The organism is Bacteroides sp. (assembly GCF_028690125.1).
Classification (GTDB): domain Bacteria; phylum Bacteroidota; class Bacteroidia; order Bacteroidales; family Bacteroidaceae; genus Bacteroides.
Map to the genome: position 1 here is coordinate 43,828 of NZ_JAQVBV010000021.1, position 11,951 is coordinate 55,778.

Annotated in this window: 20 protein-coding genes; 13 read left to right on the forward strand and 7 right to left on the reverse strand. The window is 44.4% G+C overall.

Features of this window, described 5'->3' with window-relative positions:
- Positions 1-257: 257 nt before the first annotated feature.
- From PHO71_RS14315 to PHO71_RS14375, 13 genes are all read left to right on the forward strand, one after another.
- A complete protein-coding gene (locus PHO71_RS14315; RefSeq protein ID WP_300204564.1) occupies positions 258-950 on the forward strand; it encodes an RNA ligase family protein in 693 nt (230 codons plus the stop codon).
- Between the two features lie 68 nt (positions 951-1,018).
- Positions 1,019-1,357 carry a hypothetical protein gene (locus PHO71_RS14320; RefSeq protein WP_300204567.1) on the forward strand — a complete coding sequence of 113 codons (339 nt, stop codon included), beginning with the start codon at positions 1,019-1,021 and terminating at the stop codon, positions 1,355-1,357.
- Positions 1,358-1,368: 11 nt separating this feature from the next.
- Positions 1,369-1,587 (forward strand): hypothetical protein, encoded by a 219-nt coding sequence (locus PHO71_RS14325; RefSeq protein WP_300204570.1) that lies wholly within the window; start codon positions 1,369-1,371, stop codon positions 1,585-1,587.
- Positions 1,584-1,832, forward strand: coding sequence for a hypothetical protein (locus PHO71_RS14330; RefSeq protein WP_300204572.1), 249 nt, complete (start codon positions 1,584-1,586; stop codon positions 1,830-1,832). The genes PHO71_RS14325 and PHO71_RS14330 overlap by 4 nt, the downstream gene beginning before the upstream one ends.
- A 167-nt stretch (positions 1,833-1,999) precedes the next feature.
- Entirely contained in the window at positions 2,000-2,488 is a 489-nt protein-coding gene (locus PHO71_RS14335) for a hypothetical protein (RefSeq protein WP_300204575.1), read from the forward strand.
- On the forward strand, positions 2,485-3,255 hold the full coding sequence (locus tag PHO71_RS14340; RefSeq protein WP_300204578.1) for a hypothetical protein: 771 nt from the start codon (positions 2,485-2,487) through the stop codon (positions 3,253-3,255). The genes PHO71_RS14335 and PHO71_RS14340 overlap by 4 nt, the downstream gene beginning before the upstream one ends.
- 9 nt (positions 3,256-3,264) lie before the next feature.
- Positions 3,265-3,417 carry a hypothetical protein gene (locus PHO71_RS14345; RefSeq protein ID WP_300204581.1) on the forward strand — a complete coding sequence of 51 codons (153 nt, stop codon included), beginning with the start codon at positions 3,265-3,267 and terminating at the stop codon, positions 3,415-3,417.
- A 28-nt stretch (positions 3,418-3,445) separates the two neighbouring features.
- The gene (locus tag PHO71_RS14350; protein ID WP_300204583.1) at positions 3,446-3,712 is read left to right on the forward strand and encodes a hypothetical protein; all 267 of its coding nucleotides are present in this window, start codon (positions 3,446-3,448) and stop codon (positions 3,710-3,712) included.
- A complete protein-coding gene (locus tag PHO71_RS14355; protein WP_300204586.1) occupies positions 3,712-3,990 on the forward strand; it encodes a hypothetical protein in 279 nt (92 codons plus the stop codon). Before PHO71_RS14350 ends, PHO71_RS14355 begins: the two co-directional genes overlap by 1 nt.
- Before the next feature lie 219 nt (positions 3,991-4,209).
- Complete coding sequence (locus PHO71_RS14360; RefSeq protein WP_300204589.1) at positions 4,210-4,512, forward strand: hypothetical protein; 303 nt, start codon at positions 4,210-4,212, stop codon at positions 4,510-4,512.
- Positions 4,499-4,912, forward strand: a complete 414-nt coding sequence (locus PHO71_RS14365; protein WP_300204591.1) for a hypothetical protein — start codon at positions 4,499-4,501, stop codon at positions 4,910-4,912. Before PHO71_RS14360 ends, PHO71_RS14365 begins: the two co-directional genes overlap by 14 nt.
- Positions 4,888-5,439 carry a hypothetical protein gene (locus tag PHO71_RS14370; protein ID WP_300204592.1) on the forward strand — a complete coding sequence of 184 codons (552 nt, stop codon included), beginning with the start codon at positions 4,888-4,890 and terminating at the stop codon, positions 5,437-5,439. The genes PHO71_RS14365 and PHO71_RS14370 overlap by 25 nt, the downstream gene beginning before the upstream one ends.
- A 73-nt stretch (positions 5,440-5,512) precedes the next feature.
- Positions 5,513-6,082: a hypothetical protein gene (locus PHO71_RS14375; RefSeq protein ID WP_300204595.1), complete on the forward strand. Its 570-nt coding sequence runs from the start codon at positions 5,513-5,515 to the stop codon at positions 6,080-6,082.
- 44 nt (positions 6,083-6,126) lie between these two features.
- Here PHO71_RS14375 and PHO71_RS14380 read toward each other — a convergent pair whose 3' ends face one another.
- The 7 genes from PHO71_RS14380 to PHO71_RS14410 all read right to left on the reverse strand — a co-directional run bounded on the left by PHO71_RS14380 (position 6,127) and on the right by PHO71_RS14410 (position 11,432).
- Positions 6,127-6,558 (reverse strand): hypothetical protein, encoded by a 432-nt coding sequence (locus PHO71_RS14380; protein ID WP_300204597.1) that lies wholly within the window; start codon positions 6,556-6,558, stop codon positions 6,127-6,129.
- Between the two features lie 1,991 nt (positions 6,559-8,549).
- Positions 8,550-8,756, reverse strand: a complete 207-nt coding sequence (locus tag PHO71_RS14385; protein ID WP_300204600.1) for a hypothetical protein — start codon at positions 8,754-8,756, stop codon at positions 8,550-8,552.
- Between the two features lie 91 nt (positions 8,757-8,847).
- Positions 8,848-9,321 carry a hypothetical protein gene (locus PHO71_RS14390; RefSeq protein ID WP_300204602.1) on the reverse strand — a complete coding sequence of 158 codons (474 nt, stop codon included), beginning with the start codon at positions 9,319-9,321 and terminating at the stop codon, positions 8,848-8,850.
- 56 nt (positions 9,322-9,377) lie between these two features.
- Positions 9,378-9,653, reverse strand: coding sequence for a DUF4326 domain-containing protein (locus PHO71_RS14395; RefSeq protein WP_300204605.1), 276 nt, complete (start codon positions 9,651-9,653; stop codon positions 9,378-9,380).
- 362 nt (positions 9,654-10,015) lie between these two features.
- A complete protein-coding gene (locus tag PHO71_RS14400; RefSeq protein WP_300204608.1) occupies positions 10,016-10,237 on the reverse strand; it encodes a hypothetical protein in 222 nt (73 codons plus the stop codon).
- A complete protein-coding gene (locus PHO71_RS14405; RefSeq protein ID WP_300204611.1) occupies positions 10,234-10,425 on the reverse strand; it encodes a hypothetical protein in 192 nt (63 codons plus the stop codon). Before PHO71_RS14405 ends, PHO71_RS14400 begins: the two co-directional genes overlap by 4 nt.
- Before the next feature lie 545 nt (positions 10,426-10,970).
- Positions 10,971-11,432 carry a hypothetical protein gene (locus PHO71_RS14410; RefSeq protein WP_300204614.1) on the reverse strand — a complete coding sequence of 154 codons (462 nt, stop codon included), beginning with the start codon at positions 11,430-11,432 and terminating at the stop codon, positions 10,971-10,973.
- Positions 11,433-11,951 lie beyond the last annotated feature (519 nt).

Below are 11,951 nucleotides of genomic sequence, written 5' to 3' on the forward strand. Positions count from 1 at the left end.
TTGGAGTATCTTGGGATCTGTTTGACCGATAACAAGTATAATAAGGGTTTAAAACTAATATATATGTATATGAATCTATATGATTTTCGTATTGTTTTTGTGAATATCAATAGATATGTTAATGGTTTGATCTTCAATATCAGATCTTTCGATAGGGTGTGATGAATATGTGTATGTTAAACCATATTCGACCGATATCTGTTGAAACCCCGGTTATTAAACCGTTGAAGCGGAAGGCTTATGGTTCAATTCCGCATTTGCCGGGGAGCCGGATTGGACAGAGTGATTATCGGATTGATCCGGGGTCCGGGCGTATTCTTACTGAGAAAACAAGGGATGCGCGGGATCTTATTATTGTTACTGAGAAACTGGATGGATCGAATGTCGCTGTATGTAAAGTGAATGATACGGTGATCCCCATTAATCGGGCAGGGTATCCTGCACATTCGTCACATCATGAAGTTCATCATCAGTTTGCACGATGGGTGTATAACCGGTATGAAGATTTTCATTCGATTTTACGGGAAGGAGAACAGATTTCAGGCGAATGGCTCGGGATGGCACATGGGATTCGGTATGATTTTTATGGATCTCGGGAACCTTTTGTCGCGTTTGACCTGTTTAATTCGGAAAAGAAGAGGTATACGTATTCTGAACTGGTGAATCGAATAAATTTCATCGGGGTTCCGGTGGTGCCGATACTCTGGAAAAAACATCAGGCGTGTTCTATTGAAGATGCCCTTGATCTGCTTGGTCGATATGGACAGTATGGGGCGCAGGAACCGGCTGAAGGGTGTGTCTGGAGAGTTGAACGAGATAAAAAGTGCGAGTTCCTGGCGAAGTTTGTTCGGGATGATATGGTTTGTGGGAAGTACCTTCCATCTGTTACGGGTCAGCCGCCGGTATGGAACTATTATGTGGGTGCTCCGAAGTCGCCTGAGATCTATTAGGAGTCGGTGTTTGTGGGACGATGTAGACAATTTGGTAGTTATGGGATGGGTAAACGGAAGGGATTGTTATGATACGGTATATGATTTATGGATCTTCAGATGATCTTGTTGAGATCAGGGTTGTTGAACATGATCTTGTAGAGGCATCGTTTGTGGATGAGTTTTGTGCGTATGACTCATCACTTGAAAAACCGGTTATCCTCACGTTTTCTACCCGGACTAAGATCATTGTCTATTATGGAAATGACGGGATCTGGAATATTGAAGTGGTAGATAATGGAGAAGGTGCGAGTATTGGGTTCGTTTCAGCAGCATCCGAAGATACTATCTATACTGATGTGTTGTTTGTTACTGCACCTGATCTGCATATTGTAAGTGCCGTGTTCGATGACGAAGATCTGATGTAGGTTGGAGGAGAATGACCCGATACAGATACCATTTTTCGTCACGCGATTTTTATTTCATTGATATTGAAGCTGAATCGCTTGAAGAAGCAAAAGAAGAACTCGATTATGTCGGGTTGAATTATCAAAACGAAGATTGTTCCGGGTTCCTTATGGAACAGGGGAGATCGCATGAAGATGAAGATTTTCGGGATGATTCTGATTGGGAACAGATTGATGAGGTTAATTCATGATTCTTGATTGTAATGATGTGGATCAGCATATTATCCTGTTTTGTGCGTTTCGGTATGCACTCGGACGACAGACGTATGTGGTGTCCACTATTGCAGATGCTGTTGTTCAGAGCTGGTATACGATGGTTCCTGGACAGAGACGGATGTTTCAGAAAGAGGTGCGGGAAGCTATTGACCGGGACGGAGCAGGGAGTCCAATGGATGTTGCGTGTTGGAGGCAGATTCTTGAGGAGGAGATTGAATGATGTCGGGGTATGAAGATATAATTTTGCGGTGGATCATATACGAACGGATATTTGGTATCCTGATGGTTCCCGTAACAATTGTGCTTGTATACTTATATTTCAAGTATTGTGATCATTCGGGTTGGAGAAGATACCGGAGATAAAAAATCTTTTTTATGTGAGGTTAAATGACGATTAGGTTTACTGATTGGGGAGATATGGCGTTCTGGGATGACAATCGGGGTATATCCCGGTGTCGCGATATTACGTGGTTCTGTGGATCTATTCATGATTTGCATTCTATTGAAAGTCAGGTGTTTCCGGATGCTGACGATCATGAGAACGAGTATCTATTTGAACAGGGTCCCGGAGATTATGTATATGAAGAGTCCTGGAACGAACCGCAAATCGGAGAATACGGGTATGTTGAAGTGCCAGGATATTGGGATTTCCGGTTGATTAGTTTCTCTCCATTTGATGATGTGAGTTCAAAGGGGGGGCAAGGGTGTCCTCACGATTGGATACTGCTTGAATATATTGATGAAGACGGATATATTCCGCCTGATTATCCATATAAACAGATGGATGCGTTTGAAGTGTATCGGTGCCGGTTATGCAAGACGTATTGTGAGAAGAAAACGACGATTGGAGTAACACTACGGAGGCTGGAGAAATGATTGAACCTTTAATTAAAGTATATACTGAAACCGGGGTGTTTACTCCGACCGGATCGTTGGCGTCTGAATGTTATCGTATCTGGGGTGATATTCAGATGGAGGTCGTTGTGGAAGAGTTAGCGGAGCTGATTGAAGCGCTTGAAATGACCCGGATATATGCATATAAACCGGAGTTTGTCCGGCATGTTGCGGAAGAGGTTGCTGATGTTGAACTTGTTCTCGCTCAGTTGGTAGTGATACTCGATTATGAATCGAAAGCGAAGTTTTCGCAATATCTGGATGAAGAACGAGCTGACCCGGATCGTCATGGGGTTTCAAAAGACGGTGTTCTATCTCTTGCACGTTTGATCCATGCACTCCAGAAACGGAAACGCAAAAATAGTGATAATCTTGATCAGATTGCAATGTTGTTTGTTGATCTCGAAGTCGCACTTCAACATCTGCAGATATATACAGATGAGTATACGCTCGAATCGTGGTGTATGCAGACGTTTCAACGGTATCTTGATGAGTATCGACAGGGGAAACGTGATCGGATTCGTGGTCGGTTAGATATGGCACATAAAGCGAAGATCATGAAATGGTTGAGTCCTGATGAATATTCCGGAGGGTTTGTTCTGACTTTAGGGTTTTTGTTAAAAGAATATTATCCTCATGCCGATACTGTTGTCCGGGTGGTTTCAGAACTTGTTCGGGATGGGTTGGTTGAAGAACGGGTTCAGGATAATGGAGCTGTTTTGGTGATGGCACTACGAAGGGATGATTGAGGTAAGGGTATGGCTGATAAAATAGAGATTGCAATGATCAATATTGTTATTGGGGCTTTTGGTTTTGCAATATGGATGGAAGGTTTCGCCTCGATAGCTATAGGAATATTGGCTGCCTCTGTATATTTTCAGGTTTTTGCTGAACGGAAAGGGTGGTGGTGAATTCGTGGATAAATGTGAGTTTGCGATTATGATAGTCGCGATTATGCTTGTGATCGGGATTGGGTATGCAATAGTGGTTTCATTGGATGCATCTGCTGTTCGGGAAACGATTGATGTCGTTATTGTGGATAAATATATTGTAGGAGATGTTAACGGAAAGGCGTATTTTATTGATACTGATATCGGAACATATCGTGTTGGCTGGTCTGTTTATTCTCAGGTTGTTGTTGGTAAGACCTATACAATCAATCTAAAGAATGGTAATTTTATTCATGTTGTTACTGAGGTTCGATAGTGAAAGGACATTTTGAGAAAGGGCGATGGATCGAAGAAGACTCGCTATTATGCCAGAAAATCGCAAACCTGGAATCGTGGAACGATGTTCGGATCTATACTATGCATAGTAATCAGTATGGATTTGTTGTTCAGATTCAGGGGATTACGAATCGGTTTATTTGTTTTATGAGACCCGAATTTGTTGGGACTGTTTATGACGATGAATATGATTTTATTGAAACCTGTGTTCAAATATATTGTCGGAATAATCGTGGTTCTGATTGTGTGGTGAGATGAAATATGACTGAAGATTATGAAGACTATGAAGACGATTTCGCAGGGACGGCACATCTGCTGCTATGTATGTTGTTGGGGATTCTTCTCTTCGTGGTGGTGGTGGGGTTGATGCAATGATGTGTGGCGATATGTGGTATGTATTTTTTTATGGAGTGCTTGCAGGGATTGCATTCGCGTGTGTCTGTTTCGTGGTTATGAGATTATATCTGAAGAGGAAGTATGACTGAGATGTTATCTAATGAATCATATATTCGGGAACCTGATCCTGCATATGTGTTGAATTGTCCGTGTTGTGATGAGGATAGATTAGTCCCTGTTACGGGTAATGAATCTGGTTCGCCGGATGTTATCGAGTTTCGATGTCCTGGTTGTCATACGAAAATCGAATTGAATGTTTCGGAAAATCATTTGTATATTATATCAACCGGCGGTTTATCTGTGAAACGAAAATGTACTGTGTATGTTAGTAGTTTGAACTGGATAGAATCACATGTAAAGAGGATTGTAAATGTGCGATACTGAGTTGGATGTGTTTGTCGGGTTCCGGGACTATATGAAAGATGCCTGGGACCGTGATCATGAACCGTTGTTTGAAATTACCTGTCTCAATTGCGGGGTTGAAGGGTTGAAGATGAGTTCGTGGAGGGAAGATCCTGAAACTGATGATCGGAAGCGGCGTGATGTGATTGTGTTTCGGTGTGGTGAATGTAAATCTGATATTGAAATGTATATGTTTGAAGGATGGGATATTCAGATTCGTTCTGATCTGTTGCTGTTGCGCGAGCAGCGCGAAAAAAAATCTGGTGATAAGGGGAATTCCGAGGGCGGGTGTGAAGCTCTTTTCAGGGCTCGTGCTGCGATGATGCAGGGGCGAGATTGCGGGGGGTCTAAAAAGGGATGGTTGCGGAGGCTGTTTGGATGATGGCTAAACATAAACATCCAAAGGAAGATCGGTCCGGAATATACCATGAATACAAAGAAAAAGGAGGTATCAAGTCTCGGTTCTTCTGGTATTGTGCCGGAGGTGATGTGAGTAAACCGATGGAACTACCTCGACCTTATTATTATGATGTTCGATGTGAACCGATGATGCGGGATTCTGATTGTGCGTTATTGGTGTATATCCATGTTACCGGAGAATATATCCGGAAAACAATAACGTTTGTCGGTGTACTGGATCGTAGATCAAATCCTAATCAGGGATATCCCTATATATGGAATGTGTCTCATCCTGAATTGAAGTGTTATAGGATATATCCTGTGTTCGCAGATGCTATGATCGATGCTGTATGGGATCTGGATGCTGCATTATACCAGGCAGTCAGGGATGCTGGTCGGATGGATGTTCGGGTATTCGAATATATCGAAGAACATGTTGATTTGTTAGGATTATCTTTAATTAATGATCCTGGTGCCGGGAACCCCTGTTTTGCAGAGGATGTATCATAAGGGGGGAGATGAGTATCGCCACTATAGAGCTAATGTGTGGGCGTACCATAGCGATTATACGGAGGTTTGTAGTATGACAGCAGTAGAAGTTGGTGCAGGTTATTATAAGAAACGAATCGCGGAAATTGATGAATATATTGCGTTTACACAGAAATCGTTTGATCTGATGGCAAATGCGGTTGAACAGTATCCTGATGATCATGCTCTTAAGTTCGGATTGGAGAGTCATGTTGTGTTGCTTCGAAACCTGAATGATAAACGGATGAAACTGGTGCATGAAGCAAAACAGGCTGCCGGATATAGTGATGAACTGGAAACGGATATGTGGAGACAGGTTGGGCAGGCGGAGGAGAGTGGAGGTGGTGCGTGGATCGAAGCCGGGATGGATCCGGCTGACCGTAAACGGTATGGGTTTTTAATGCAGTCTGCAGTGTTCAAGTTTCTGAATTTTACTGATATTGAATCTATTAAAAAGATATATGTTATGGAAACGATGAAACGAGATCTGGGTCGGGATATACAGTATTGGGTCGGGCAAAATTTTATATCTGAAGGACAACTCAAAAGGAATTATGCGTATGTCGGGCAACCCGAACCCGAATGGAAACATATCGAATCTGAACTGTTCGGGAATTCCGAATAGTTCAATGTTGGTGTTGTTGAAGTATAGGATAATCGTGCCTGTGTTCAGGTACGTGCGAAAATTTTTTTGACTATTTTATTTATATATGCGATATAGACGGGGTGCAGTGGTTTTTGGTTGGTGTTGTTGGTTGGGTTGGTTGTTGGGTTGGAGGTTGGATCGGTGGTTGGGTTGGTGTTAGGATCGGGGGCGGATGTTTTAGTGTGAAGGCTGGTTTTAAATATTCTTTCGAGGTTTGGGGTTAATTCTGTCCAGTAACATTCAAATCCGTAAATGAGGATTCCGTCCGGAGTGTCGTTGTCAATGATGAGGCGAGGGACGTTTGGAAGGATTTCTATAAGTTCGTTGGTGTCGTCGTCAATTATTTCTATATCTTCTAATCCGTCGAATGTGCCGATACTAAAGGATGTGCCGAGTTCGGTGACCGTATGAGGTTGTATGGATGGGGCTAGTTCTTCAATCTCAGGGTTGTGCATTATGAGGATTTTTGTGCCGATTGGGGTGTTGTGAGAGGTTGACATGGTATCAAAATTACCTATTTATGGAATGGACTGTTTCTAAAATGGAAATTGTTCGGGGGTGTTATCATATATTGGGTATGAGTGATGATATATATTTTGATTGGGTTGGGGTGGTTCGGGGGGAGAGAGCTCTGTCCTGAAAATATAGGAAAATTCAGAGGTTTTGGCGTGTTTTCATAGCAAAAATTCCGGGACCCCTATTTTTGGGGGGATATATTTTGGTTTGGAATAGTGGGTGGGGGTGGTATACGAAGATATGTTGGTTGGTGGGGTGGTGGTTTCAGGATGGATCAGGCGGAAATATACGAATTCATGCGAATTCTGATGGGGAGGCGACGTTTGACTGCAGAGTTGCCTGTGCGTGCCTAATTTTGATATTTGGCGCTTGCGCACAAATAGCAAATGGAATATCGGGTGGGTGGGTAGGGAAGATTGTGCACCCCAACAAAAAAACCTTTTACTTTCCCCTCCCCTTCATCACGACCCAGGGCAGCAGCCCCGTCGTGGTTGTGGGGGGAGCCCTGTTGTTAACGGTATGTTTGTACATGATCGCGTTAGCGACCTGGGCTGTAAATTGTTAGGAATATGATCCGCGTTAGCATCCTGGGTGGTAAATTGTTAGGAGATCGGTGTTTCGTTGGCGACTTGTCATCCGCGCCTGCCACGCGCGCGGGATGAGAAAAGTTCGCCGACGAGTAGGGGTCGTTCTTGTGGGAGGCAGCGACCCTCCGCAGAGGGTGAACTTCGCCGAAGCGAAGTTTAGCTGCCGGGACAAGAACGATTCCCCGGAACAGAGGTGAACTCGCGAGGGTTGGGTGCATGTATGAGTGAGACAGGCGTCGCCATTGGACCAGTACAAAAAAAAGATTTTATTCTTCCTCTTCTTCAAAGGAAAAGAGTTCGTTGATAAGAGGTTCGAGTTCCCGTGGTATCTCGTAACCTCCCGCATTGGTTCCAGGGCAAGCGCCGCATTCGACCGTATCGTCTCGGATCCTAAGACCGCCGTTCCAACATTTGCATACGTACATGTTCTGTATCCTTCCCTTTCGGGCACTCTTTCAAGATACAGAGATATTTTTCGGGGCGCACCGTCCGTGGGATGTCCTCCTGCCTGCCACGCGCAGGAGGAGATCGCACTCCCTCTACGCTCACTAGGGTCCTGGCGCCCCGGCTTTATCAATCAGGGTTGGTTGAAATTATTATTATTATTATTATGATGATAACAAGAGTTGTTATTACTACCAGTACATAAAAAAAGGGTTTTACTGTTCCTCTTCTTCAGAGGAAAAGAGTTCGGTGATGAGAGGCTCGATACTCTTTGGTATCGGATATCCACTCTCATCGTCTCCAGGGCAAGCGCCGCATTCGACTGAATCGTCCATGATGCGCAACCCTCCCGTCCAACATCTACATACATACATGTTCTTTATCCTGCTCTTTCGAGCACTCTTTCAGAATACAGAGATATTTTTCGGGGCGCACCCCGTTCGTGGGATGTCCTCCCGCCTGCGGCGCGCGGGAGGAGATCGCACTCCCTCTACGCTTTTGGAGGCATGGGCGCCCCCCATTATTAATCAGGGTTGGTTGGAGCGGGGGTTGTTATTATAATTATTATTATTATTATGATGATGAGAACAAGAGTTGTTATTACTACCAGTACATAAAAAAAAAGAAAGATTATCCCTGACACCCAGGCATCATCATTTGTTTCGATTGCCGTGTTCTCGGCAGATGATAGAACGCTTTGCAACTGGTGCAACGCGAGATATGATTTCCATACTTGAATCCTACCATAGGGGATCCGCAATCTGGACAGGGAACACAATGTTCTGCCAGTAGTCTTATCATGATTTTAGCCATGATACCTAACTCCGCCCTCTTGGGCATTCTTTCATGTTACAGAGGTATTTTTCGGGGCAGCGGGGGTGCCAGTACATAAAAAAAGGTTAGGAATCTAATTCCCAATGTGTTAGAGCAAGTCTGAACCAGAACTCTTCTGTTCTGGAAGCGTTTGGGTATCTATTCTTAAGTGCAATCACAATTGCTTGCACTTCTTCTGATGCGATTTCTGCAAGTGTGGGGGCGACCGGAATGCCTCTTAACTTCTGCTCGTTGGGCGGTGCATTGGTCTTGGTTCTCTGTAACAGTTCCATATACTAGTTCCTGCTCTTTTGAGCACTCTTTCAGAATACAGAGATATTTTTGGGGATGCAGCGGGGGTGCCAGTACATAAAAAAAAGGTGATTACCGGTATCGGCAATCTCCGCACCATTGTGTAGGTGCTTTTAACCCTGCTATTTTGCATGATGTGGAGTGTCCACAGTGATATGCGCAAGGTTGTTGGTTGTAATAATAACCTCCGCTGCAGACCTCACATTTGGATAGAGTTTCCATCTTTCCGCATGGAGTCATATACCGGATATATGACATCTGTTTACCTATGCGACGCAGTTTGAACCGATACCGGTTTACGGATCGGATTGTGGTGGTTGTTGTAAAGACGTCTGGTAGAGGTAGGGTTGCGTTGGGGGTTCGTTTACCCTTTGTGTCAAAAAGATTTAGATTGGAGGAGCGGGACATTAAATTCCACTCCCATATCCAACGATTATTCCAATTGCCATACCATTTACCAGGATCATCCCGAGGATGAATCCTATTTCTCGGCGATAGTCTTTGAGTTCCATACTCTGGTTCCTGCTCTTTCGAGCACTCTTTCATGATACAGAGATATTTTTGTGATGCAGCGGGGGGAGTGCCAGTACATAAAAAATGTGCTAGAGATGATTTAACATCTCCAATAAAACATCTCCATGACATCTTTTCGGTTTGCAAAAGCAAACCAGGATCTTACCTTTTAATTCACTTACATCTTTTGCCAATCCACTTTCTATACAATATTTCTTATATTTCTCAATAACTTCATCTCTTTTAGATTCGTCTTTCATAAAAAATGGATTTCCCCATTTTGATCCTCTTCCTATGAACACATATTGCTCATTATTTTTCCATCCTTTCTCGCAATTCCTAACATTCACTACATATTCTTTCATACATTTTATTAATATACAGAGATATTTTTGTGAACTTGTCGAACCAACCCCGGAAATTCTTTTTGAATCTGTGTTCGAAAATATGTCCTTCTTCCCAAGTACAATTGTTGAAATCAAATATGAATCCAATCCCTAGAGGGATCAGTTTTTGCATCTGTTCCCGAGGATAATCAACGTCAACAAATTCGCTTAAGGCTTGAAGCAATTCTAAATAAGAGGAGTAAGCCATGCTTACCTCCGTCCTTTTGGATACTCTGTTTTCTTAGTTCGCTCATACTCGAACTTGTTGATCCGGGGATAGGTTCTCGGTTCGATTTCTGGACCGTGTAACAGATGCTCGTTTCGCCTTGTAGAAGTCATAGTTACCGCCCCTTGTTTATCCGATACTTCTCGCCGAAATAATCGATGGCAATCAGCATTTCTTTCTCCTGTTTGGACAGGTATCGGCGATTACCGATGATCTTTTCGACGTCTGACGGGACAATGGCGTGTGTGGCGAGAGGTTCGTCGTCGAAGTTCGATGTTGGGTAGACATAGATGGTTGCGCACTTGTCGCGTTCGTCGTAATTAAATGTGAACATCATAATTGATCAAGTCCGTATATTTCTCTGATAGCTTGTCGAGTGAAGAAAACGGCGGGTTCGATGCTGTTAGGATCGAGTTCCCGGAGTTCGTGTGCCCGGAGTTCGATTTTTCGGTTTACTTCTGAAAAATGTTCAGTGGAGGGGGTAATAAGTTCCATTATCGGATTCCTCCATTGTAATTGGTTCATGGTCCCAGGTCTGTTCCAGGGGGGTGAAGGTGGTCGCACTGCAATACTCGTGCTCGGGGCACGTTCCGCAATTGTTTCTGTCGAAACACATATCTACTATCCTGCCCTCTTGGGCACTCTTTCAAGATACATAGATATTTTTCGGGAGGGCACGTTCGTTAACAGATATAATGGAGAGGTTGCGAGGGTCCTGAAGGAGGGCTCTGCTGCGACGCAATCTACTACAAATCAATACCGGCGTCGCCCATTCTAACAAGGGCGGCAGCGAAGGCTAGTGAGCGGTCGGAGCGCATTTCGCGGAGACCTGCGAGCGTTGTCTGAGCGCCGCCCGTTCGTCATAAAAAAAGACAGGATAGGTCATATTACTATGAGAGAGGATGACGGTTGTTACGGAAGATAACGGTTGTGACAAGGGGTGGCGAGGTCCTTTGTTACCACCAATAACCAGTACATAAAAAAATATTGGGGAGAGAGCAGGAGTGGCTCTTAGAGGAAACGTGTCGCGCCAAGGATGAAGACAAAGATGAGAATTGTGGGGATGTCCATTATTCACCCTTGAGATTGTCAAGGGTTGTCTTCTTCGAACGTGATGAAGATTTGGGGGAAGCCGGTGATGGCTCCTCCGTGGTCGCTGCGGTGGCAGGCTGTTCTGTCGTTGCTTCCGCTGGTGGGGTTGTCCGTTCAAGCCGGGGTGGTGAGTTGATGGCTGCATAGGCACCATCTTTGCCACTCAGGACATCGGCGATGTGGGTGAGACTCACTGAGAGACCGGTCTTTCCGACATTGTAGGTCGCGTTCTTCTTACCGACAACCGGTGGGATTTCAACGAACTTGTTGTCTCCTAGTGGGAGAACCATGTTACCTTCCGGGGTGAAGGTTACATACATCTCAACATTGACCATTGCACCGATTTCACCCTTCTTGTTCGGTCGGATATACCCTGCGGTAATCCATTCTGCCGACTGCTGTGCGTTTGTTGGGTTTGCGTAGTTTCTGAGGTCTACCATGTTTACTTTCCTGCCAAATTGAACAAGACCAAGTTGGTCTTGCTCGCTGAGGCACTATTTCAACATACAGAGGTATTTTTTCGTTGAGGGATAGAATGAGGGAATGCAACGGAATTTGGCTTCATGAAACACACACCTGGGTCGCCGTTAGGCGCCTGCGTCATACCCATCACGCCATCACGAACCCGATCACCTTTCATTCAGACGAGATACCCGTTATGGTTGTTAACGGTGTAGGTTTCTTGTTAACGGTGGATGATCCTTGTTAACGGTGACTGGGGGATAGGTGAAGGGGGTGTAACCACCCCTGTTACAAATTGTAACATTTTTGAATCGGAGCAAAATGTCTCGGGGAAAACGTCAAAAGGAGCGCAGAATGGGGTTTGTTGTGGCGCCGTTAGGCGCCTGCGTCATACCCATCACGCCATCACGAACCCGATCACCTTTCATTCAGACGAGATACCCGTTATGGTTGTTAACGGTGTAGGTTTCTTGTTAACGGTGGATGATCCTTGTTAA

Bases quoted from the DNA above. Each gene is read 5' to 3' on its own strand.
- PHO71_RS14320 (WP_300204567.1), top strand. From the start codon at position 1,019: ATGATACGGTATATGATTTATGGATCTTCAGATGATCTTGTTGAGATC.
- PHO71_RS14325 (WP_300204570.1), top strand. From the start codon at position 1,369: ATGACCCGATACAGATACCATTTTTCGTCACGCGATTTTTATTTCATT.
- PHO71_RS14330 (WP_300204572.1), top strand. From the start codon at position 1,584: ATGATTCTTGATTGTAATGATGTGGATCAGCATATTATCCTGTTTTGT.
- PHO71_RS14335 (WP_300204575.1), top strand. From the start codon at position 2,000: ATGACGATTAGGTTTACTGATTGGGGAGATATGGCGTTCTGGGATGAC.
- PHO71_RS14340 (WP_300204578.1), top strand. From the start codon at position 2,485: ATGATTGAACCTTTAATTAAAGTATATACTGAAACCGGGGTGTTTACT.
- PHO71_RS14345 (WP_300204581.1), top strand. From the start codon at position 3,265: ATGGCTGATAAAATAGAGATTGCAATGATCAATATTGTTATTGGGGCT.
- PHO71_RS14350 (WP_300204583.1), top strand. From the start codon at position 3,446: ATGATAGTCGCGATTATGCTTGTGATCGGGATTGGGTATGCAATAGTG.
- PHO71_RS14360 (WP_300204589.1), top strand. From the start codon at position 4,210: ATGACTGAGATGTTATCTAATGAATCATATATTCGGGAACCTGATCCT.
- PHO71_RS14365 (WP_300204591.1), top strand. From the start codon at position 4,499: ATGTGCGATACTGAGTTGGATGTGTTTGTCGGGTTCCGGGACTATATG.
- PHO71_RS14370 (WP_300204592.1), top strand. From the start codon at position 4,888: ATGGTTGCGGAGGCTGTTTGGATGATGGCTAAACATAAACATCCAAAG.
- PHO71_RS14375 (WP_300204595.1), top strand. From the start codon at position 5,513: ATGACAGCAGTAGAAGTTGGTGCAGGTTATTATAAGAAACGAATCGCG.
- PHO71_RS14380 (WP_300204597.1), bottom strand. From the start codon at position 6,558: ATGCACAACCCTGAGATTGAAGAACTAGCCCCATCCATACAACCTCAT.
- PHO71_RS14385 (WP_300204600.1), bottom strand. From the start codon at position 8,756: ATGGAACTGTTACAGAGAACCAAGACCAATGCACCGCCCAACGAGCAG.
- PHO71_RS14390 (WP_300204602.1), bottom strand. From the start codon at position 9,321: ATGAAAGAGTGCTCGAAAGAGCAGGAACCAGAGTATGGAACTCAAAGA.
- PHO71_RS14395 (WP_300204605.1), bottom strand. From the start codon at position 9,653: ATGAAAGAATATGTAGTGAATGTTAGGAATTGCGAGAAAGGATGGAAA.
- PHO71_RS14400 (WP_300204608.1), bottom strand. From the start codon at position 10,237: ATGATGTTCACATTTAATTACGACGAACGCGACAAGTGCGCAACCATC.
- PHO71_RS14405 (WP_300204611.1), bottom strand. From the start codon at position 10,425: ATGAACCAATTACAATGGAGGAATCCGATAATGGAACTTATTACCCCC.
- PHO71_RS14410 (WP_300204614.1), bottom strand. From the start codon at position 11,432: ATGGTAGACCTCAGAAACTACGCAAACCCAACAAACGCACAGCAGTCG.